This is a genomic window from Zhouia amylolytica (genome assembly GCF_900116365.1).
Classification (GTDB): Bacteria; Bacteroidota; Bacteroidia; order Flavobacteriales; family Flavobacteriaceae; genus Zhouia; species Zhouia amylolytica.
The window spans coordinates 123,975-146,542 of record NZ_FPAG01000001.1; the positions used below are offsets into that span (position 1 = coordinate 123,975).

16 protein-coding genes are annotated in these 22,568 nt (G+C 37.5%); 8 read left to right on the top strand and 8 right to left on the bottom strand.

The features are described 5' to 3' along the window. Window positions 1-28: 28 nt before the first annotated feature. Together BM361_RS00545 and BM361_RS00550 are read right to left on the bottom strand one after the other, a co-directional pair. Complete coding sequence (locus BM361_RS00545) at window positions 29-1,369, bottom strand: MFS transporter (protein WP_038268869.1); 1,341 nt, start codon at window positions 1,367-1,369, stop codon at window positions 29-31. Window positions 1,370-1,506: 137 nt separating this feature from the next. Further along, entirely contained in the window at window positions 1,507-2,526 is a 1,020-nt protein-coding gene (locus BM361_RS00550) for a LacI family DNA-binding transcriptional regulator (protein WP_038268867.1), read from the bottom strand. 308 nt (window positions 2,527-2,834) lie between these two features. Here BM361_RS00550 and BM361_RS00555 point away from each other — a divergent pair, with 308 nt between their 5' ends. The 5 genes from BM361_RS00555 (at window position 2,835) to BM361_RS00575 (ending at window position 12,889) form a co-directional block, all read left to right on the top strand. Continuing rightward, window positions 2,835-5,765 (top strand): SusC/RagA family TonB-linked outer membrane protein, encoded by a 2,931-nt coding sequence (locus BM361_RS00555; protein WP_074976250.1) that lies wholly within the window; start codon window positions 2,835-2,837, stop codon window positions 5,763-5,765. Window positions 5,766-5,783: 18 nt separating this feature from the next. Next, window positions 5,784-7,409, top strand: coding sequence for a RagB/SusD family nutrient uptake outer membrane protein (locus tag BM361_RS00560; protein ID WP_038268865.1), 1,626 nt, complete (start codon window positions 5,784-5,786; stop codon window positions 7,407-7,409). Between the two features lie 18 nt (window positions 7,410-7,427). Beyond that, on the top strand, window positions 7,428-8,720 hold the full coding sequence (locus BM361_RS00565) for a SusE domain-containing protein (RefSeq protein ID WP_074976251.1): 1,293 nt from the start codon (window positions 7,428-7,430) through the stop codon (window positions 8,718-8,720). Window positions 8,721-8,792: 72 nt separating this feature from the next. Further along, a complete protein-coding gene (locus BM361_RS00570) occupies window positions 8,793-12,176 on the top strand; it encodes a DUF4961 domain-containing protein (RefSeq protein ID WP_074976253.1) in 3,384 nt (1,127 codons plus the stop codon). Next, window positions 12,173-12,889: a hypothetical protein gene (locus tag BM361_RS00575; protein WP_083425824.1), complete on the top strand. Its 717-nt coding sequence runs from the start codon at window positions 12,173-12,175 to the stop codon at window positions 12,887-12,889. Before BM361_RS00570 ends, BM361_RS00575 begins: the two co-directional genes overlap by 4 nt. Before the next feature lie 2 nt (window positions 12,890-12,891). On the opposite strand, the gene BM361_RS00580 is transcribed toward BM361_RS00575, so the two are convergent. After that, window positions 12,892-13,908: a LacI family DNA-binding transcriptional regulator gene (locus tag BM361_RS00580; protein ID WP_074976255.1), complete on the bottom strand. Its 1,017-nt coding sequence runs from the start codon at window positions 13,906-13,908 to the stop codon at window positions 12,892-12,894. A gap of 238 nt (window positions 13,909-14,146) precedes the next feature. On the opposite strand from BM361_RS00580, the gene BM361_RS00585 reads away from it, so the two are divergent. Then, window positions 14,147-15,343 (top strand): Pycsar system effector family protein, encoded by a 1,197-nt coding sequence (locus BM361_RS00585; protein ID WP_038268860.1) that lies wholly within the window; start codon window positions 14,147-14,149, stop codon window positions 15,341-15,343. Here BM361_RS00585 and BM361_RS00590 read toward each other — a convergent pair. Next, window positions 15,340-17,706, bottom strand: a complete 2,367-nt coding sequence (locus BM361_RS00590; protein WP_074976256.1) for a GAF domain-containing protein — start codon at window positions 17,704-17,706, stop codon at window positions 15,340-15,342. The genes BM361_RS00585 and BM361_RS00590 overlap by 4 nt on opposite strands. A gap of 116 nt (window positions 17,707-17,822) precedes the next feature. On the opposite strand from BM361_RS00590, the gene BM361_RS00595 reads away from it, so the two are divergent. Both BM361_RS00595 and BM361_RS00600 read left to right on the top strand, forming a co-directional pair. Beyond that, window positions 17,823-18,599 (top strand): DUF3050 domain-containing protein, encoded by a 777-nt coding sequence (locus BM361_RS00595; protein WP_038268858.1) that lies wholly within the window; start codon window positions 17,823-17,825, stop codon window positions 18,597-18,599. Window positions 18,600-18,657: 58 nt separating this feature from the next. Continuing rightward, on the top strand, window positions 18,658-19,563 hold the full coding sequence (locus BM361_RS00600) for a metallophosphoesterase (RefSeq protein WP_074976258.1): 906 nt from the start codon (window positions 18,658-18,660) through the stop codon (window positions 19,561-19,563). Here the strand turns inward: BM361_RS00600 and BM361_RS00605 are convergent. From BM361_RS00605 to BM361_RS00620, 4 genes are all read right to left on the bottom strand, one after another. Next, entirely contained in the window at window positions 19,560-19,889 is a 330-nt protein-coding gene (locus BM361_RS00605; protein WP_038268856.1) for a 2Fe-2S iron-sulfur cluster-binding protein, read from the bottom strand. The two genes, BM361_RS00600 and BM361_RS00605, sit on opposite strands and share 4 nt — an antisense overlap. Before the next feature lie 77 nt (window positions 19,890-19,966). Continuing rightward, window positions 19,967-21,019: an NAD(P)/FAD-dependent oxidoreductase gene (locus BM361_RS00610; protein ID WP_074976259.1), complete on the bottom strand. Its 1,053-nt coding sequence runs from the start codon at window positions 21,017-21,019 to the stop codon at window positions 19,967-19,969. 100 nt (window positions 21,020-21,119) lie between these two features. Next, window positions 21,120-21,356 (bottom strand): NifU family protein, encoded by a 237-nt coding sequence (locus BM361_RS00615; protein ID WP_038268854.1) that lies wholly within the window; start codon window positions 21,354-21,356, stop codon window positions 21,120-21,122. A gap of 5 nt (window positions 21,357-21,361) precedes the next feature. Beyond that, window positions 21,362-22,498: an Mrp/NBP35 family ATP-binding protein gene (locus tag BM361_RS00620; RefSeq protein ID WP_074976261.1), complete on the bottom strand. Its 1,137-nt coding sequence runs from the start codon at window positions 22,496-22,498 to the stop codon at window positions 21,362-21,364. Window positions 22,499-22,568: the final 70 nt, after the last annotated feature.

Here is a 22,568-nt window from a genome sequence, read left to right on the forward strand (position 1 = left end):
TTACTTTTTGAAATTATGTAATAGATACCTAGGCTTTCACCACATCATCTACATCTTCTACGCGTATTACCAATATGGCGGCAATTAAGAAAGACACACCGCTGGTAATAATCGCATAGATAGGGTCGCCACCGTAGAAATATTTTACTACAGGTCCGCCTATAATTGCATTAATAATCTGAGGTATTACGATAAAGAAATTGAAGATTCCCATATAAACGCCCATCTTCCTCGGTGGAATTGATCCCGCCAGAATCGCATAAGGCATGGCCAGAATACTAGCCCAGGCGACACCAATGGCCATCATGGAAAGTAACAACCAATTCTCATTAGGCGCAAAATAAACGGAAATCAAACCTAAACCTCCAATAACAAGGGAAATGGCATGTGTTCGTTTTCTACCCAACTTCAAAGCTATTGCTGGTAAGAAAAAGGCAAAAACTGCAGATACGGCATTGTATACACCAAACAAGACTCCTACCCAATCTCCGGCATTTTGGTAAGTTACACTACTATTGTCGTCGAGGCTTAAGCCATAAACATGATGTGCTATGGCCGGGGTACTAAACACCCACATACCAAACAAACCGAACCAAGAAAAGAACTGTACCCAGGACAATTGTTTCATGGTTAGCGGCATTTTTTTGAAGTCTGTAAAAATATCCAGCAAGCTGGCTTCCTGATCTGAGTAATCTTCTGCATCATCATCGAAAGATGCCAATTCTTCAGGAGTGTATTCTTTGGTGGTAAAAACGGTCACCAAAATACTTACAGTTAATACAATTGCTCCTACCACAAACGATATAAGAAGGTTTAATGGAACTTTGCCTACTTCTGCCTGATTCGAAATCCCTACCCAATTAGTTAAAGCATATGGCAACCATGAGCCTATCACAGCACCTAAACCTATTAATACTGTTTGAATACTAAAACCGAGGGTTCTCTGATCTGAAGGAAGGTTATCTGCCACTAATGCTCTAAAAGGCTCCATGGCGATATTAAAAGAAGCATCCATAATCATTAGCATTCCGGCCCCCACCCATAAAGCGGGAAGGAAGGCCGTAAACAAATCAGCATTAGGCATCAACACCAAACCGAGGGATGCCAAGACAGCTCCAACCAGAAAATAGGGTCTTCTACGCCCAAGTTTTGTCCAGGTTCGATCACTATAATGACCTATTATTGGTTGTACGATCAACCCTGTTAACGGGGCGACAACCCAGAACCAAGATAGTTCATGAACATCTGCTCCAAAAATTTGTAAAATTCTACTGGCATTGGCATTTTGAAGTGCAAAACCCATTTGAATTCCCAAGAACCCGAAACTCATATTCCAGATTTCCCAGAAACTTAACCTACGCTTTTCCATTATCGTAATTTACTGATTACTAATACGATAAGCGCTATGACTTATCAAAACTTTATTTAGGTGAGAAGTAAAAATATAAGTTTTGACAGCTGCTAATATAGTGTTTTTTTGAAACTTAGCTTCTTTTTTTAAAAAATTTAAACTGGATTTGTCGACTCTCTTTCAATCAATGAGGTCTTGATCACTTCTGTTCTATAATGAGAATCATCCTCTACTTCTTCCAGCTTGTCTATTAGTAGTTTAGCCGAGGTTTCCCCTATTTCAAACCCGTGCTGGTTAACGGTTGTTAATCTCGGGAAAGAGTTTTGCGCCAAAATTCCATCAGAAAAAGCTACTATTGATAATTGTCTGGGAACATCAATATTTCTTTTACGAGCTTCACGTAAAGCTGCTACTGCAAAATATTCATTTACACATAGTAAACCGTCGAAAAGCTGTGTTCTAAACAATTCAAATATCTGTTTCTCACAATTGATATCATCTATCCTCACAATCAGTTTTTCATCGATTGGGATCCCTGCATCCTCCAAAGCATTTTTATAACCTAAGGTTCTGTAATTACCTACACTTAAATATTCTTCGGTTGTAACCAAAGCAATCCGCTTACATCCGGACCTCACCATATGCCTCACGGCGTTGTATGCACCGCGTCCATCGTCAACCACTACTTTATCGCAATAAATCTCATCGGTTACCCTATCAAACATTACCAGTGGCATTCCCTGATTAATCACTTCACGCAGATGATGATAGTCCTTTTTTCTTTGCGTGCCTTTAGATAAGGAAATAATAAACCCATCTATACTTCCATTGGCAAGGGTTTCCATGTTGATCACTTCTTTTTCAAAGTCTTCATTTGACAAACACACAATTACATTATACCCTCTTTCATTTGCATGTTTTTCGATGCCACTAATAACCTTTGTAAAAAAGTGATGCACAATCTCAGGAATGATTACCGCGATATTTTTAGTTTTTCTATTTTGAAGACTCACCGCAATATTATTCGGCTTATAATTATAAAGCTTCGCAAAAGCTTTTACTTTATCAATAGTTTCCTGACCAATTTCCGGACTATCTTTTAAAGCCTTCGAAACTGTTGATACAGAAACATCTAATTCTTTAGCTATTTGCTTTAATGTCACTTTTTTCTTCATGTCGTTTAGGCACATTTACATTCAAATATACAATATAAATAACATTTGAATGAGACACCTAAAAGAGACACAGAACCGCAGTGAGAATACGAATTTCTTCATACAAGCGCCCTAGATTTATCATTCTCATAATTTTGTATCTTATTAATTATTAGATCCTCATTTGGAGAAAAGTTTTTAACACTCTAACGTTTTCGTAAGGGTATTTGGGGCACCCCGGGATTTCTTGACTGTTTTTTTACATAGATTTAACATCGAGAAGTAAAAATATAACCAAACAAAGTCTAACAAACTATCTTAAATTATCTATGAGAACATTTCAAAAATATGTCTTACTTATGTTGCTCACCATTCCCCTGGGAGCGTTTGCGCAACAGACTGTAAGAGGTGTGGTTACAGAAGCCTCTTCTGGACTTCCTTTGCCTGGGGTAAATGTAATTGTGAAAGGAACCACCACCGGAACTACAACAGATTTTGACGGTAATTATGAAATAGAGGCTGAAAATGGAAGTATTCTTCAATTTTCATATATAGGATTTCAAACGATTGAAAAACCAGTTACGGAGGCGACCTTAAATGTAGCCTTACAAGAAGACACCCAACAACTTGACGAGGTGGTTGTAATTGGATACGGTACCGTTAAAAAAGAAGATGCCACCGGGGCTGTAGACATGGTTACCTCGAAAGATTTCAATCAAGGTCCGGTTACATCGGCACAACAGTTAATCTCTGGTAAAGTTGCAGGGGTTTCAGTAACCTCCGGGAGTGGTGCACCGGGAGAGGGACAAAATATTGTTATCCGGGGACTTGGATCATTAACACTTTCGAACAGTCCGCTGATTGTGGTTGATGGAATTCCTTTGGATAATGGTGGCGTGGGAGGATCACGAAATCCGCTGAACCTTATTAATCCTAACGATATTGAAAGTATGGTTGTCTTAAAGGATGCCTCAGCTACTTCAATATATGGTTCCAGAGCAGCTAATGGTGTCATTATGATTACTACTAAAAAAGGTAAGGATGGAGAATTTAAATTCAACTATTCAGGATCTACGGTGGTTTATTCACCTATAGACGACATTAATGTATTAAGCCCTTCTGAATTCAGAAATTTAGTCACTGAAACCGGAAGTGATGATGCGATTGCAAGAATGAGTAATTCCGCTACCGATTGGCAAGATCAGATCTATACCAATGCAGTTGGTTTTGAACATTCATTCAGTGCTCTGGGAAATGCCTTTGGAGTACCAATGAGAGCTTCTCTGGGGTATTCAGACCACGATGGTATATTAAAGTCTGATAATTTTAATCGTACAACGGCTTCACTGAACTTAACTCCCAGCCTTTTTGATGACCATTTAAAAATAGAGTTAAATGCACGAGGGATGTATACCGAAAACACTTTCGCTAACAGGGGAGCTATAGGTTCATCTATTGCCTTTGATCCTACGAAACCTGTATTCGATCAAAATGCGCCGGATAAATTTAATAATTACAGTGGCTGGTACGTAACAGATTCAGAAACTGGTGACGTTATTCAAAATAATCTAGCGCCTACCAACCCGGTAGCTTTATTGAAACTTCAGGATGATAATGCCGAGGTGAGACGTTTTATTGGTAATGCCAAAGTCGACTATAAACTACACTTTTTCCCTGATCTTACGGCTACTGTTAACATGGGGTACGATATTTCTAACAGCAACGGAAGAACTTTTGTTTCTGAAAACATGCCTTCTTCTCAAGAGGACTGGAACGGATCGTTGTTCAGATATTCAAATAATTCCCGAAATCGTTTATTTGATGCCTATCTGACCTATCAAAAAGACGTTAACGACCATAGCTTCAATTTTGTTACGGGATATTCTTATCAGGACTTCAGATATGACGATGACAATTATAACAGTGAGCTTGAAGAAGATGGAAATCCAGATTTCATCCAGATTGGAAGATCAAAAAATGTGCTACTCTCTTACTTCGGTCGTTTTAACTATGGTTTTCAGGATAAATATTTATTAACCGCCACATTAAGAGCAGACGCATCATCTAAGTTAAACCCTGACGATCGTTGGGGGTATTTCCCATCTGTGGCACTGGCGTGGAATATTCAGAATGAAGACTTTTTGATGGCGAGTAAGGTCGTTGATGAATTAAAACTACGAATCGGGTACGGAGAAGTAGGTAATGTTAATGGATTAGGAGATTATAACTTCTTAACAAGATATACAGGAAGTCAATCTACTGCAAATTATCAATTTGGTTCCACTTTTTATCAAACTTATCGTCCTGAACCGATTAATGAAAATCTGCGTTGGGAGGTTGGAAAAACGTTTAATGCCGGAATCGATTTCTCTCTTTTCCAAAGAAGAATTTATGGTTCAATCAATGCTTACATAAAAGAAACACAGGACTTAATTAGTAATACAACTATCGATCCTTTCACGAATTTCGGAAATATTATTCCAGCTAACATTGGTGATATGGAAAACAAAGGATTTGAAGTTGCGTTAAACTGGAACGCCATAAGAAACGATCATTTCAAATGGACTATCAGTTACAACATTGCCGTAAATGATAATGAAATTACGAATTTACCAGATCAACAATTTGTAGGTGGCATTTCGGGAGGTGTAGGTAATACCATCCAAACACATATTGAAGGGGAAGCTCCTTTTAGCTTTTTAGTTTACGAACAAGTATACGATGATGCCGGAAAACCTTTAGAAGGTGTATATGTAGACAGAAATGATGATGGAATTATCAATGATAATGACCGGTACATTTACAAAGATCCTTATGCCGACATCTTCATGGGATTGAACACTAATTTAACCTATAAAGATTGGGATTTAGCGATCATAACACGTGCTAATTTTGGCAACTACATGTATGACAACGTAGCTTCCAGCACTAGTTATTTGGCAAGATTAACCGAGAACAATATTTTAACGAATTTGCATGCTGACTATTTAGCGACTGGATTCAGTACCATTACAGAGACGAATCTTCAAAGTGATCACTATGTTAAGGATGCTTCATTCTTTAAAGTTGACAATATCACATTAGGGTATACATTAAAAAATGCATTGCCTAATGCAAGTATCAGACTTTATGGTTCAGCTCAAAACATTCTTACCGTATCAGACTACAATGGGATAGATCCTGAGATATCTGGAGGAATTGACAACAATTTCTACCCTAGACCAAGATCGTTTGTGTTTGGAGTTAACCTTGATTTTTAATAAAAAAAGCTATTCAAAATGAAATTTATATATAAAATATTTTCAGCATTGATCTTAGCCAATTTAGTATTGGTTTCATGTCACAATGAACTCGATCAATTTCCCATCGATCCTGATAGCTTTACAGAAGAAGATGTTTTTTCTACCGCTGATGAAGCCAAAGGAGCATTAACAAAGTTATATGCCAGTTTAGCATTAACCGGTCAGCAAGGTCCTGCCGGTGATGCAGATATTGATGGTGTAGATGAAGGTTTTTCGCAATATTCAAGAATGTTGTACAACCTGAATGAACTTACCACTGACCATGCTGTTGTTGGTTGGGGTGACCCGGGGCTTCCTAACTTACATGGTATGAGTTGGTCTGCTAGTAATGACTTTACCGAAGCAATGTATTATAGATTAGCTCAGGAAGTTTCATTCTGCAATTCATTTATTGCCAATGCAGAAGCCTTAAGTAACGATAGTGAAGTACTGTCTTTTATTGCAGAAGCTCGTTTTTTGAGAGCATTTGCCTATTACAATTTAATTGATATGTACGCAAATGTGCCTCTTACAACAATAGTTTCGACTGAATTACCCGAACAGAGTAATAGAGCCGAAATATTTTCCTTCATTGAGAATGAGTTATTGGAGATCCAAGACCTTCTCAAAGAAAGTGGAAGCAATGAATATGGGCGTGTTGATAAGGTTGCTGCCTGGGCTTTACTTTCAAGGTTATATTTAAATGCTGAGGTATGGACAGGAGAGAATCGATTAGATGATTGTATTGTCTATTCAACAAATGTTATTAATTCTACCTATCAAATAAACACTAATGATGCCAATGGAAATGGTTCTGCATATGATGAACTGTTCCTTGCTGACAATGATACCAATGGTGCACAAAATGAATTCATCTTTGCCTTGAATTTTGATGGCTTACAATCCAAAACTTATGGAGGCACCACGTTTTTAGTTCACGCTTCTATTGGAGGAACTATGGCGGCTTCTAATTTTGGTGTAAATGGTGGCTGGGCAGGATTAAGAACCACAAAAGCTTTAGTCAGTAAATTTGATAATGCCATTACCGCTACGGATGGTGATGGACATCCAACAGACTGGGCTGACAGCAGAGCAATGTTTTATACTGACGGGCAAAATTATGAAATTGAGACTATCGCAAACACCTTTGAAGATGGCTATGCGGTTACCAAATTTAAAAATATCGATTCTGAAGGAAACCAGGGAAGTGATGCCGGCGGCGATTTTGTGGACACAGATCTCCCTATTATCAGATTAGCTGAGATCTATTTAAACTATGCTGAAGCTACTGCAAAAGGCGCGAATGGTGGTGACCTCAATCTGGCGGTTAGCTATATCAATGCATTAAGAGAAAGAGCCTATGGAAATACTTCAGGAAATATATCAGCGGGCAGCCTAACACCAGCCTTTGTTCTTGATGAAAGATCTCGAGAATTATACTGGGAAGGTCAGAGAAGAACAGACCTTATTCGCTATGGACAATTCACGACTGCCGATTATCTATGGCCATTTAAAGGTAACTCAAGGGATGGTATCAGTGTAGAGGACTTTAAAAATTTATTTCCGCTGCCAAATAATATTATTGTCACCAACCCTAATTTAACCCAGAATAAAGGTTACTAATCATTAAAATGAATAACAATGAAAAAGTTTTATCATAAATTATTTTTCATGATCTCACTTTCAGCTTTAATGTTTAGCTGTGACAATGATGATTATGAAGTAACCCTCAACCCAGAGGCCAATACTCAAGTTTCGGTATCTAGTTCGAACGTGATGCTTTCAAAAGAAGACAAAGATCAGGAAGTGCTTACGGTTTCCTGGACAGAACCAGCATTTGGATACGATGCGGTCGCTCAATATAACGTTCTGTTTGATGTAAGTGGAGGCGACTTTAGTGAAGCAAAAAAAGTAGCTGCAGGAGATGACCTCCAAAGTGTCTTTACGAACGAAGCACTTAACAATATTGCTTTGGGCCTTGGGCTTATTCCAGAAGAAACTGCTCAAATGGACGTTCGTATAGAAATTAAAATGAGTGATATCGAAAGTCTTTTTTCTGGAACACAGAGCATCAGCGTTGTCCCTTATTCTGAAAAAATTGATCCTTCAACAACATGGGGTATTGTTGGTTCTGCAGCAAATGACTGGGGAGCCACACCTGATCTACCTTTCTATAAGACAGGTACTGATGGAGTATTAGTAGCCTACGTAGCACTAATTGATGGTGAAATTAAATTCAGAGAAAACAACGATTGGACACTTAACTATGGAGATGATGGTGCCGATGGAACACTCGATGAAGGCGGAACCAATATAGCGGTGAACGCGGGAACTTATAAGATCGAACTGAATCTGAACGACCTTACTTATTCCATCGAGGAATATACCTGGGGCCTAGTAGGTTCTGCAACTCCAAATGGTTGGGATGGACCAGACTTAGCTTTAACTTACGACCCTTATACAGATACCTGGAAATCAATAGTGACACTGGCGGAAGGTGAAATGAAATTTCGTCAAAATAATGATTGGGCCTTAAACTATGGAGATACCGGAGTTGACGGGATCCTGGATAATGGTGGAGACAATATTGTTGTTGAAGCAGGAAACTATTTTGTTACTGTGAACTTCAACACCTTGGAATATTCAATTGAACCAATAGATCTATGGGGTGTAATAGGTAGCGCCACTCCGGGAGGATGGGATTCCGATACCGATATGACCTATGATTTCGCCGATGACACCTGGAAGCTGAATGTCGACCTAACAGCCGGGGAAATCAAATTCAGAGCTAATGACGACTGGGCATTGAACTATGGAGACACTGGCGTCGATGGTATTCTTGATGAAGGAGGGGATAATATTGCCGTTGATGCAGGGAGTTATACAATTACTTTAGACATCGAAAATCTTACGTATACACTAAGAGCTAACTAAATTACCTGTTTCCACAAAAAAGGGCTGTTTTTTTTTACAAATCAGCCCTTTTTATCTTAAAAACCATCCATTATGAGGTCATTTTTACTTTCATTTATATTCTTCATTTCCTCTTTATCCTTTTGCCAGGTTACCATATCGCCACAGCAATTCAGCACAGATGATTCCATAACGATATCTATCAATATTAATGCAACCACCACCAACTGTAATGGATTTAATAATCCTTCAAAAGTATATATGCATTCGGGGATTGGAACCGAATCAAATCCCTGGGCATACAATGTGATTGGAAATTGGGGACAAGATGACGGTATTGGGCTAATGACGGCTAACGGAGACGGCACCTGGAGTATCACCATTACACCCAACACTTATTTTGACCTTACTTCCGAACAAGCTGCTAACGCCACTAAAATGGGAATGGTTTTCAGAAATGAAGATGGCTCGCAGGAATTTAAAGCTACTGACTGTAAAGACTTCCTCTTTGATGTAGGTTCTTTTCAATTGAACCTCATCACTCCTACAAAAGATCCGGTAATTTTAAATTCGGGAGCCTCAATTAGTATTTCAGCTAACACCTCGACCGATGCTTTTTATAGTCTATTAGCCAATGAGTCCCTGATCAACACAAGTTCAACGGCGTCTACTTCATACACCTACAATTATATGGTAAACGAAAATACAAGTTTTACCCTGGAAGCTGTCAGTAATGGGGAAACCAAAAGCTTAACATTTGAAGCATTTGTAAACCCCGGCGTTATTGAAGAGTCAATTCCTGTAGGAATGCTGGAAGGTATCAATATAGATCCCAATGACCCTACTAAGGCTACCCTTGTATTATATGCTCCAATGAAAGAATTTGTTCACGTAATAGGCGATTTCAATGATTGGCAAGTGGACAATTCTTATTTAATGAAAAAAGACAGCTCAAAGGATTTATTTTGGATTGAACTCACAGGACTCACCCCTCAATTTAACCATTTGTATCAATATTTAGTTGAATATGAAATTAATATTGCCGATCCTTATTCTACCATCATTCTGGATGAATACAACGATCCCTTTATCAACGATATTACTTATCCTAATCTTCCCGCATATCCAACAGGAGCAACCACTGAAGCTGTTACGCTATTGCGAACAGGAGATCCGGTATACAACTGGCAATCTACTAATTTTCAAAAGCCGGCAAAAACGGACCTCATGGTCTACGAACTTCATTTAAGAGATTTTGATGAACTTCATAGTTTTGATGCTGTTAAAGATCGATTAGATTATCTGCAAAAATTAGGAATAAATGCGATCGAATTAATGCCTGTAAACGAATTTGACGGTAATGAAAGTTGGGGTTACAATCCTTCTTTTCACATGGCGTTAGATAAATACTATGGCACTCCGACAGCATTTAAACAATTTATCGACGAATGCCATACAAGAGGCATGGCAGTTATTATCGATGTGGTATACAATCATGCCACAGGGCAAAACCCATACTTCAGACTCTGGAACGATAGTAATGGGGGCCTGGAAGGAAAAGCCTCCGCAGAAAATCCCTTTTTCAATCAGGAAGCAACTCATGCCTACGCATTTTTTAACGATTTTAACCATCAGACTGATGCTACAAGAAGATATGTTGAAAGAACAACAAAATATTGGATTGAAGAATATAAGGTTGATGGATTCAGATGGGATTTAACGAAAGGATTTACCCAAAACTGTACAAATGACGAGAACTGTACCAATTCATATAATCAAGACAGGGTTGATGTTTTAAAATTGTACGCAGATTTCCAATGGGAGATCGATCCTGATTTTTATATCATCTTTGAACATCTTGGTATAGGTACCTCAGCTGAGGAGGAAGAAGAATGGGCCAATTATCGTTTTGATGAGGGTAAAGGAATTATGCTTTGGAACAAACTAAACCCAGAATACAATGAAGCCACCATGGGCTACCATGAAAACGGTAAATCTGACTTTTCAGCTGTTTCATTTAAAGTCAAGAATTTTCCGGGAGTCCTGAATATGTCTTATATGGAAAGTCATGATGAAGAGCGGCTCATGTTTAAAAATTTAGCATATGGAAATTCAGGACCAGACCATAACATCACCCAGTTATCTACGGCTTTGGATCGGTTAAAACTGGCAGGGGCTTTCTTCTTTGCAGTCCCAGGCCCGAAGATGATCTGGCAATTTGGTGAATTGGGATACGATTATTCGATTGATTTTAATGGTAGGGTTGGAAATAAACCTATTCGCTGGGATTACTTTGAAGATCCCGAAAGAAAAGCTATTTATGATCTCTGGTCTAAACTTATAAAACTAAAATTAAATGAACCTATTTTTAAAACTCTTGATTTTAAGGTTGATTCAGGAAGAGATGACGGCTTAAAGTCTATACATTTAAAAAACTCTTCAACGGAAGCTGGTGCGATTAGTTTCGTTACCATAATCGGTAATTTTGGTGTTACCACACAAAACATCAACCCGGAATTTCAAGAAGCCGGAGTATGGTATGAATTCCTCAATGAAAATTCAAAACATATTGTTAGCAATACCACAGATCCTATAGCGCTCGCACCGGGTGAATTTAGAATATACGGGAATAACCCAAGTGCTTTATTTCCGAATAGCAATCCTCCTGACGAAGATAGTGACGGGGTATTAGATACGGACGACCTATGCCCTAATACAACTCTTGGCGCTACGGTTGATATCAACGGATGTGAAATATTCACCCTACCAAATACAAACTTCAAAATAATGACGACCAGTGAAACATGTCGAGATGCCAATAATGGTAAAATTGAGGTAACCACAGAAGAGGTTTTGCCTTACTCGGTTTCCCTGATTGGCAATGGTCTTGTTCTGAATGAATCATTTAACACTAGCTGGTCTGCCGAGGCACTGGCGTCCGGTAGTTACTATTTATGTTTTACCGTGGATGGCGAAGCGGACTATGAACAATGTTTTACTGTAGTGATAACAGAACCAGATGATCTTTCAGTTCAATCTCAGGTAAATACCAAGTTAAAATTAGTTAGCTTGAACTTAAGCGGTGGGGACCGTTATCAGGTGACTGTTAATGGAATTACCCAGGAAACGGATAAAGAACAACTCACAGTAGGTCTTAAAGAAGGTGAAAACAGAATTTCTGTCACAACCGGAATCGATTGTCAGGGAGTATATGAAGATCTTATTTATGTTTCTCCATCGGTATCTTATTATCCAAATCCGGTTATTGATGAAGTTACTGTTTTATTAACCACTGAAGACTCAAAAACACATGTCTCAATTCATTCAATTGATGGTAGGCAAGTGTATAAGAACACTCAGGAAATAAGTCCTGATAATAGCATTAAGATACCAGCTTCACAATTAGCTCCCGGGCACTATTTAATAGTTCTTAAAGGAAAATCTTTAAATCAAACCATTAAAATCATCAAGCAATGATTCGCTATAAACAACATAGAACTATTTTTTATTTTTTAATTGTAATGTTAATACTTTCTTGCAGTAGTGGTGGAGACTCAGAAGAAGAAGAGCAAATTAATCCGCCAACAAATGCTTCCTTAGAATTTCCTGAAAACAACGAAGTATGTGTAAGTGGAGAATCAATAAACGACATCCAAAGTAAAGTGTCTTTTTCCTGGATGCCTTCAGTACATACGGACCTATATGAACTGATCGTTAAAAATTTAAATACTGATGAAGAAAAAACATATACTTCTACTTCTTCTACAACCGACATCACCTTAATGAAAGGAGAACCATACTCTTGGTTAGTCATCTCAAAATCTGACAAAACCACGGATACTGCCCAAAGCGAAACCTGGAAATTTTATCTTGCAGGAAATGGGGCTTCCAATTATGCTCCTTTCCCCGCTACGATAGTTTATCCGCAATCCGGGGCAACTATTTCAGCTTCATCAGGCACAACATACTTAGAATGGGTTGGTACCGACGTTGACAATGACATTACATCATATGATATATACCTGGACACCATTGACGGTAAAACCGAAAGTATTGCAAATGATTTCAATGCCTCAACATTAGAGAATGTTAATATAGTAACTGGCAAAGTTTACTATTGGCAGGTTATAACCTATGACATCGAAGGAAATCAATCCTCTTCTGGCATTTACAGTTTTAAGACCGAATAAAACTATTTGGTGGACTCCCTGTGAATTAAGGTAGTTTTTAATATATGAGTATTATAGGGAATGTGTTTGTCTTCATTCTCCAACCTATTGATAAGCATGGTTGCTGCTTGTCGGCCTATATCTTCACCGTGTTGACTGACCGTCGTTAAGGTAGGACTTGCACATTGTGAAATTATACCATCAGTAAATCCTATAACTGAAAAGTCTTCTGGAATACGCATGCCCATTTTCTGAGCCACTTTCATGGCCGTTACGGCAAAGTATTCTGTAACTCCAAAAACAGCATCAAAATTATTGGCTTCAATAAATTCCTTTATTTCATCCTGACCTCCGTTCAATGCTTCTAATTTCAGCATATGATCTGGATTTACCGGCAAGCCAGCATTTTCCAGAGCGGCTGTATAACCCTGAGTTCTTAATCTCCCGACACTTAAATAGTCAGGCATTGTAATTAAACCTATATTCTTAGCTCCTTTTTCAATTAAATAATTAACCGCGTTAAAAGCACCCTGAGTATCATCAATAATAACCTTATCACTATCTACATGATCGGTTACCCGGTCTACCATTACAATTGGCATTCCTTGATTGATGACTTCATTCAGATGATGAAAGTCCTGTTTCTCCTGGGTTTCCTTAGCTAAGGACAGGATAAAACCATCAATACTCCCGTTAGCAAGCATTTGTGCGGTAATCACTTCTTTTTCAAAAGATTCATCAGATAAACACACCACGACATTATAACCCTTTTCGGTGGCATATCTTTCCACGCCGTTAATAATAGAAGAGAAGAAATGATGAACTATTTCCGGAACAATGATCCCAATATTTTTTGTCTTCTGATTTTTAAGGCTCAGCGCAATATTATTGGGTTTATAGTTATGCTCCTTTGCGAACGCCTTAATTACCTCTTTTGTTTTATCGCTTATTTCGGGGCTATCACTTAAGGCTTTAGATACAGTAGAAATAGATACATTTAACTTCTTTGATATTTCCTTTAAGGTAATTCGTTGCTTCATGTTCAATCAATTATTTACGGAACATACAAAATTAGGATAAAGTAATTATATAAAACATAATTTCCTAGTAGTATTATTTTAAATAACGAAATTTTCATAGTGTTAGTCAACCTTCTCCTGGCCATAGGTTCTTGTTTCTTTGGTTTATGACGACTTACGAAATCACGATGTTTATGAATTGATAAATATTTTTTCAATAAAAAGAGTAACTTTAGGTCTATAAAAATTTATCTCTAAAATGGCTACCATCCTTGAAAAAACAAAGGAGTATGTTCTTAACACCTTAAATCAAGAGCTCCCACATGGATATTTATACCACAACTACAATCATACCCAAAGGGTGGTCAAACATGTTCATGAGCTTATTGAAGCGGAGCATATTGATACGAATGATGCTGAAATACTTGAGCTTGCAGCCTGGTTTCATGACATAGGCTACATCCAAACCAGAAAGAATCATGAAAGGGAAGGAGCTGAAATGGCTGAAAAGTTTCTTAAAAATGAAAATTATCCTGATGATAAAATACAAACAGTAAAAAGTTGTATTCTTGCTACTGCGTTCAATGCTTCACCCAGCACTCAGCTTGAAAAAATAATAGCAGATGCAGATTTTTCACATTTCGCCTCGACCAATTATGATGAAATATCGGACTTATTAAGAGAAGAGCTTCGTCTGTTGAATTTCAAAGAATATTCGGATGAGGAATGGCTGGAGGAGAACATTAAAATGTTTAAAGAACACCACAAATTCCACACCCAACATGCTATAGAATTTTGGCAACCTCAAAAAAGCAAAAACCTATTAAAGCTAATTAAAAGCTTAAGAAAGTTACGAGGTAAACTGGAAGCCGAAAGGTTGAAGGCACTGGAAAAAAAGCAAAAGAAGAATAAATCGGGGGTTCCCGAGCGTGGAATAGAGACTATGTTCAGGGTTGCCATGAGAAATCACATTAATCTTAGTAGCATTGCTGACACCAAAGCGAATATCTTACTTTCCGTTAATGCTATCATTATTTCATTGGCTCTTTCCAACCTGATTCCAAAGTTGGACAATCCGTCTAATGCCTATTTAATTTATCCGACAGTAATATTTGTTTGCTTTAGTGTAGTCTCTATGGTGCTATCAATTATAGCTACCAGGCCTAAAATAACCAGTGGGGAATTCACAAAACAGGATGTTATTGACAGAAAGGCAAACCTCTTATTTTTTGGAAACTTTTATAAAATGGATTTGGAGGAATACCAATGGGGAATGAACGAAATAATGAATGACAAAGATTATCTTTACGATAGCCTTAGCAAAGATTTATACTTCTTAGGTAAGGTGCTGGAACGTAAATATCGAATACTTAGAATTACCTATAGTATTTTCATGTTAGGAATCATCATCTCTGTTTTGGCCTTTGGTATTTCGTTTAAAGCTGCCGGATTTTAATTTTTCAACTCTTGTATTAAATCATCGTAGGTATAGAATATCTTATCGCTATCCTTCTTTTTGTAAAGAACCTCCACCTTAATAGCCCTAAGACCACTTACTCCCTGAAGACCTTCCAGCTCGATTATTTCTACATTTTGAGATAACAGTTGCTTCGATTGTAAAAACTTTATATATCTCATATATTCTCTTTCATCCTTTTTTTGAGAATACACGATGGCTATTTTTCCTTTTTCAGTTAATCTCTTTTTGGTTCCTTTGATATAAGCCTTATCCAACCGCTTCTTTAAAATTTCATATCGAGCGTTGTAAGTACCGTCAACATCAAACTGCTTTTCGTCCATGCGGAACCGAATTGACAAAGGTGAATTATATACCAGTAATAATGAAGCAACATCTAACTGAATCGGCAATTCCGGAAGTAAATTATAGTGGGCATTTTCCATTTCGCACATCACTTGTAATTGCCACAGTCGAAGGTTATATAGATACAACTCATTAAAGCTATCCTCTCTGGTGATGGTTTCACCAATATACATATTGTGTTCTACCCCATCGGTTTTGTACCGCTCAAAATAATGAGGATACATAGCTTGTGCGTTCTTTTGTTGCTTGTCTATAATCGATGCCAACCGCTTATTAATTTTAGTAACCGTAATATCATAATTCTTACGATGGTCATATATTGCTCCTGACTTTTCATCAATCTGAAAGAAATAATTAGATATCAAGTCTCCCAAAGATCCTTGTTTCCCTTCCATATGCCTTAAAAAAGGGTGGACTTCTTCATTTAATAAATCTAATATATTCTGCTCGGTATCTGTATGCAGGGTTGATTTTAAGTTCGTCAGATATGGCTGAATTCTGAACAATAACTCTTCGTAAATAGGCAATGGGTTAATTTCAAAAGCCTGCTTAAAAATCTGTTCCACTAATGACAGTTGTATCATGAGGTCTTTTCTAATAGATTCATTTCTCGCTTTTGAGGAATCTTTTATATCTATCTGACCATATAAGGGATAAACATCATTGAATACAATCTCCTGAAAACTTGTTTGATTCCCTAAAGTATTATCTTTCAGAAATCGTTTAGCCTCCTGTTCGAATCGCCAATATACGCTGTCGTGAATTGAAGTACACTCATGTTGAATAATGGCTTCTATTTTGTTATGGTATTCTTCTTTGGAGCGAACAGTGGCCGCCACCAAATAAGGCATTACATCTTTTAATTTATTGGCATTAATACTATTTAACTCCCTGGTACGCTTTGAAACTAATTCAAGTACTCCCAGCAGCTCCCTCCCGTCTACTACAGGCGCTAATATCACACTTTTAATACCCTGCTCCTTAAATATCTTAAATTCATATTCGTCGGGAGAACGTTTAAAATACTTATCTACATCAGAAATGGCAAAACATTCATGATTTTCGATAAGCTTCTCATATGAGAATTTACAGAGGCTTGTTTTACAACCTTTAGAAGTATTATCCTTTAATAAAAAACTTGGTATATTTTCGGAGAAATCTCGTTCAAACTGGTTGGTCTCTTCATCAAATCTCACAAATCCTACCCTCAGATCGTGAATATTAAATATGGACTGAAAAATTCTTTCAAACTGGTCTACAAAAAAATCGCCATCTACCCTTTGGGATAAAAGTCCTGTTTTTAGTTCGGATATCGAATTTTCGAGGGTTACATCAAACATGGAGGCAATAATAAAGCCTTTAGCCTGCCAGCTATTTGGTGGGAAATGCTGCTTCCAAAGCTCAATGTTCTCAAAATTATCCAGTAATTCGGCAATATCTTCGTCTGAAATCTCTTTTGATTTATCTGTCGAAACAAGCTCCATAAAATCAGCATTATACATGATTCTGTATGTTTTGATCATGCCATTTTTATCCGGAACATCAAAGAACAAGGGACTCTTAAACTGCAGATCAATATTATATTGATAAGATAATATAAAACTGCAAGCCAGGATGTACATATCTTCTTCCCGGGTATGCCTCATCTCAAAGCTGAAGTCTGTACCTGCCTCTTCCATGATTTTTTTAAATCGCTTTGAGGAATTAAACACGACATTATCAAAAGGAATTGTTGCAATTTTAATCTCGTTTTCGGTAAGTACCGGCGCAAAAGAATCCTGAAGAATGACCTGAATTGGTTCTCTGTATTTTTCTAAAAGGGATACATCTATAAATCCGGACCTCAACACAGGGTAGGGTCTTTGGACTTCCAGAACTTTTTGAGCTCGCTCCGCCAGCAAAATATCTTCTCCCTTAGCTTGTTCCTCATATTTTTCAATGAGCTTATTAAAACTAAGTTCCATGGTAAACGGCAACTCTTGATGATTCCAATTCATCCCTTTTCGATTTGAATAATAATAAATTTACTAAAAATTCGTTTGTTTGGTCGTTCTTCTCGTCTAAAACTTGCAGTGTAATTATACCTCAGTTATTTTTGCAAAAATTTCAAAATATGATTGAAAAGGTATTTGAAGCAATCAAAGAAGAAAGAAGTTCCTTATTAGAACATCCACTTTACAAAGATATTAAAACCCCAGAGGAATTAAACATTTTCTTGCAACATCATGTTTTTGCTGTATGGGATTTTATGAGCTTGCTTAAGGCACTTCAAAACAGCTTAACTTGTACTCAATCGCCATGGGTTCCTGTTGGCAACCCTCAAACCCGCTATTTGATTAATGAAATTGTTCTTGCCGAAGAAACTGATATCAATGCAGAAGGCCTCAGGCAAAGTCATTTTGAAATGTACATTGAAGCGATGAAATCATTTGGTGCATCAACTGTGGCTATTAAAAACCTTCTGGCTTCCCTTTCATCAAATAATGACATTATTAGTGCTATTGCTTCATCATCGCTTCCAGAGGGTGTTAAACAGTTTCTAAATTTTACATTTGAAATTATAGCAGATGCAAAGCCGCATAAAATTGCTGCTGCATTTACTTTTGGGCGAGAAGAACTTATCCCTGACATGTTTACTTCTATTCTAAAGAATATGGAGCTTAACTTCCCAGAAAAAGATTTAAGCAAACTCATATACTATTTTGAAAGACATATTGAACTTGATGGAGATGAGCACGGTCCAATGGCCATGAAAATGGTAGAAGAGTTATGCGATACGGAAGAAAAATATCTGGAATGTATTGCTGTAGCCAAAGAAGCTCTTGAGAAGAGAATTCTTCTATGGGATGGGATTTTGGCTGAAATCAAAACAAAAACATTGACCGTATAAAACAGTAATTAGATTGAAAAGTGCTATTTTTAAATGCTTTTCAATTGATATTGCTTGTATGGCTACCAAACATAGATTAACTAATGCATTCAGTAATGCTAAAAAGATAACTTTTAACGATCAGTCTAAGTTTATTCTTTTCAGCGACTGCCATAGGGGTGATAATAGTTATGCCGACGACTTTGCCAATAATAGAAACATCTATTTCTACGCACTTAATCAGTATTATAAAAATGACTTCACTTATATAGAACTTGGTGATGGTGATGAATTGTGGGAGAATTTGAGCTTTGAATCTATCTTCAAATCCCACAAACATATATACCTCCTTTTGAAAAATTTTTATGAAAAAAGCAGGCTATTCATGATTTATGGAAATCATGATATGGTTTACAAAAACAAAGACACAGTCGCTAAAAATTATGATCATTATTTCGACCCTGTAACGGGTACAAAAGTTCCATTACTTCCAAACATCAACTTTCACGAAAGTATTGTATTGGAGCATGAAGTCACCAAGCAAAAAATATTCTTAATTCATGGACATCAAGCTGATTGGTGGAACTTTGGCTTTTGGAGATTAAGCAGATTAATGGTAAGAATTCTATGGAAACCTCTTCAAATTATAGGAATCGCTGACCCTACAAGCCCAGCTAAAAACTATAAAGAACTTATAAAAATCGAGCGTCGTATTAAACGATGGATAGTTGAGAAGAATAACCAGCTAACCATTGCTGGCCATACTCACAGGCCTAGATTTCCCGAACCGGGACAGATACCATTTTTTAATGATGGAAGTTGTGTGCACCCCAGAAGCATAACCGGACTTGAAATAGAAAATGGTAATATTACCCTTATAAAGTGGTATACAGATATTACCGAAGATGGGTATCTCCGAATCGTCAGGACGGTCCTGGAGGGACCCCGAAAATTAAAAAATTACCTGATAAAAAAGGATGTTTAACTCTCTGGTGCTAATTCAATTTCAAGACCTTCCAAATTATCCGTTAACTGAATTTGGCATCCTAAGCGGCTATTATCCTTTACATAAAATGCTTCAGCCAGCATGGCGTCTTCATCTGGAGACATTTCTGGTAATTCATGATCCGAGTTTACGTAGCATTGACAAGAAGCACACATAGCCATACCTCCACAAATACCTATGGTTCCTTCAGGGGCTAGTTCATATGCTTTTACCAATTCCATGACATTCATAGCCATATCGGTTGGTGCCTGTACCTCGTGTGTTACACCTTCCCTATCTGTAATTTTAATCGTAATATCGGACATCGAATTAAATTTGGATGCAAAAGTAGTAAAAGAAAACAAATAGTCTACTAAATCAGTAGACTATTTGTTTTAAAATTTTATTCTATCGTTTTAACTACGGCTTTTGGCGCTTCCTTTCTGGTTCCGTCAAAACCATCTACTCCACTTACCGTTGTATATTTCATAACGTATTTTTTATCAGGATATATACGCTGATAGGCACTTTGACACATTAGCGTAGCTTCATGAAATCCACAAAGGATTAATTTAAGTTTCCCCGGGTATGTATTTACATCACCAATAGCATAGACCCCAGGAACATTGGTTTGATAATCCAGTGTATTATCTACTTTAATCGCATTCTTTTCGATTTCAAGTCCCCAATTTGCAATTGGGCCAAGCTTAGGAGCTAATCCAAATAGTGGTATAAAGTGATCTGTTTCCAATCGGATTTCTTCACCTTCTCTTTCCGCAACCAACTCCTCTAATTTGCCGTTACCTTTAAGTTCCGTAATTTCAGCAGGAGTTAACAGGTTGATTTTACCCAACTTTTTTAATTCCTGGACCTTCTCTACCGAGTCGAGAGCACCACGGAATTCGTTACGTCGGTGGACCAAGGTAACCTCTGCGGCTACATCGGAAAGAAATATACTCCAATCAAGGGCAGAGTCACCACCTCCTGCTATTACCACACGCTTATCACGATAAAGCTCTGGATCTCTAATGATATACTCCACTCCTTTATCTTCGTAGTTTACTAAATTATCAATTAGTGGTTTACGGGGTTCAAAACTTCCCAAACCACCAGCGATAGCCACTACCGGGGCATGATGTTTTGTTCCTTTATTAGTAGTAACTACAAATGAACCATCGTCTAATTTTTCAATAGTATCAGCTCGCTCTCCCAAGGTGAAACCCGGTTCGAAAGGAGCTATCTGAGCCATTAAATTATCTACTAAATCACCAGCTAAAACTTCAGGAAAGCCTGGAATATCGTAGATTGGTTTTTTAGGATATATTTCTGAACATTGCCCTCCTGGCTGTGGCAATGCATCAATTAAATGGCATTTTAATTTAAGTAATCCGGCCTCAAAAACAGCAAATAACCCTGTAGGACCTGCTCCTATTATTAATATGTCTGTTTTAATCATTACAATAGCAATTTTAATTCAGTAATTGCCCCTGCAAAGGGAACAATATTACCGATTTCATACTTTAGTGTTATCCTCTATTTTAGCAATAGACTTTAACCTAAGCTATATTTTCTACTTTTTCAATTTGAGGCACATATTTCTTTATGGTTGTCTCTACCCCAGCCTTTAATGTCATCTGATTGACATGACAACCTACACAAGCACCTTCCAGACGAACCCTTACTAGCGTTTCGTCTACAGAAATCAATGAAATATCACCTCCATCACTTTTTAAAAAAGGACGTATTTCTTCTAATGCCTTTTCTACATTTAACTTAATTTCGTCTAAAGTCATAATTACTACTTTTTAGCCGCCGAACAACCTGCCATTGTGGTTATTTTAATAGCTTCGGTTGGTGGTAAACTTTTGTTTCGGCTCACCACTTCTTGTATAACATTCTTTGTTAACTCTTCGAAGGATTCCTCAAGAGGGGTTGCTGTTTGCAAAGCTGCAGGTCTCCCTGCGTCACCAGCCTCTCTTATGCTTTGCACCAATGGAAGTTCACCTAAGAAAGCAACTTTTAAGTCTTCTGAAAGATTTTTGGCTCCTTCTTTCCCAAAGATATAATATTTATTGTCAGGTAATTCTTCAGGTGTAAAATATGCCATATTTTCTATGATTCCCAATACCGGAACACTTATGCTCTCTTGTTGAAACATAGCTACCCCTTTACGAGCATCCGCCAGTGCCACATTTTGAGGTGTACTTACTACCACTGCTCCCGTAATAGGCATTGCCTGCATAATACTTAAATGAATATCTCCAGTCCCCGGAGGTAAATCTATAAGCAGAAAATCTAATTCTCCCCAATCGGCATCAAATATCATTTGATTTAGTGCTTTTGCAGCCATTGGTCCACGCCAAATTACAGCTTGGTTAGGTTGCGTAAAAAACCCGATAGAAAGAATCTTAACCCCATAATTTTCGATAGGCTTCATTTTGGATTTTCCATCGACATTTACGGCCAATGGTCGTTCTCCTTCTACATCGTACATCAAGGGAATAGATGGTCCATAAATATCAGCATCCAAAAGTCCAACTTTAAAACCCATTTTGGCCATAGTTGCAGCCAAGTTAGCGGTAACAGTTGACTTACCCACACCTCCTTTACCGGAGGCTACGGCAATAATATTTTTGATTCCGGGAATTGGCTTCCCTTTAATTTGATTTGCCTGTGGTTTTTCAGGAGCGTCTACTTTAATATTTACTTTCACTTTAGCCTTTTGATAGACCTTATCGTGAATGGTTTTTAATATTTCAACTTCAGTTTTCTTTTTAGCTTGCAGGCTTGGGTTGTTTATAGTGATATCAACGACTACTTCATCTCCAAAAGTCATCACATTTGTAACTGCACCACTCTCTATCATGTTCTGACCTTCTCCAGGTGCTGAAATACTTTCAAGAGCTTTTAATATATCTTTCCTGTTTAACTTCATATATTCTGATGACGTTTATAATTATAATTCTCAAGGTTATTCACCTCTAATTAAATTGATTCTAAATTGC

Excerpts from the sequence above, each read along its gene's own strand:
- BM361_RS00545 (WP_038268869.1), bottom strand. The coding sequence starts at position 1,369 with ATGGAAAAGCGTAGGTTAAGTTTCTGGGAAATCTGGAATATGAGTTTC.
- BM361_RS00550 (WP_038268867.1), bottom strand. The coding sequence starts at position 2,526 with ATGAAGAAAAAAGTGACATTAAAGCAAATAGCTAAAGAATTAGATGTT.
- BM361_RS00555 (WP_074976250.1), top strand. The coding sequence starts at position 2,835 with ATGAGAACATTTCAAAAATATGTCTTACTTATGTTGCTCACCATTCCC.
- BM361_RS00560 (WP_038268865.1), top strand. The coding sequence starts at position 5,784 with ATGAAATTTATATATAAAATATTTTCAGCATTGATCTTAGCCAATTTA.
- BM361_RS00565 (WP_074976251.1), top strand. The coding sequence starts at position 7,428 with ATGAAAAAGTTTTATCATAAATTATTTTTCATGATCTCACTTTCAGCT.
- BM361_RS00570 (WP_074976253.1), top strand. The coding sequence starts at position 8,793 with ATGAGGTCATTTTTACTTTCATTTATATTCTTCATTTCCTCTTTATCC.
- BM361_RS00575 (WP_083425824.1), top strand. The coding sequence starts at position 12,173 with ATGATTCGCTATAAACAACATAGAACTATTTTTTATTTTTTAATTGTA.
- BM361_RS00580 (WP_074976255.1), bottom strand. The coding sequence starts at position 13,908 with ATGAAGCAACGAATTACCTTAAAGGAAATATCAAAGAAGTTAAATGTA.
- BM361_RS00585 (WP_038268860.1), top strand. The coding sequence starts at position 14,147 with ATGGCTACCATCCTTGAAAAAACAAAGGAGTATGTTCTTAACACCTTA.
- BM361_RS00590 (WP_074976256.1), bottom strand. The coding sequence starts at position 17,706 with ATGAATTGGAATCATCAAGAGTTGCCGTTTACCATGGAACTTAGTTTT.
- BM361_RS00595 (WP_038268858.1), top strand. The coding sequence starts at position 17,823 with ATGATTGAAAAGGTATTTGAAGCAATCAAAGAAGAAAGAAGTTCCTTA.
- BM361_RS00600 (WP_074976258.1), top strand. The coding sequence starts at position 18,658 with ATGGCTACCAAACATAGATTAACTAATGCATTCAGTAATGCTAAAAAG.
- BM361_RS00605 (WP_038268856.1), bottom strand. The coding sequence starts at position 19,889 with ATGTCCGATATTACGATTAAAATTACAGATAGGGAAGGTGTAACACAC.
- BM361_RS00610 (WP_074976259.1), bottom strand. The coding sequence starts at position 21,019 with ATGATTAAAACAGACATATTAATAATAGGAGCAGGTCCTACAGGGTTA.
- BM361_RS00615 (WP_038268854.1), bottom strand. The coding sequence starts at position 21,356 with ATGACTTTAGACGAAATTAAGTTAAATGTAGAAAAGGCATTAGAAGAA.
- BM361_RS00620 (WP_074976261.1), bottom strand. The coding sequence starts at position 22,498 with ATGAAGTTAAACAGGAAAGATATATTAAAAGCTCTTGAAAGTATTTCA.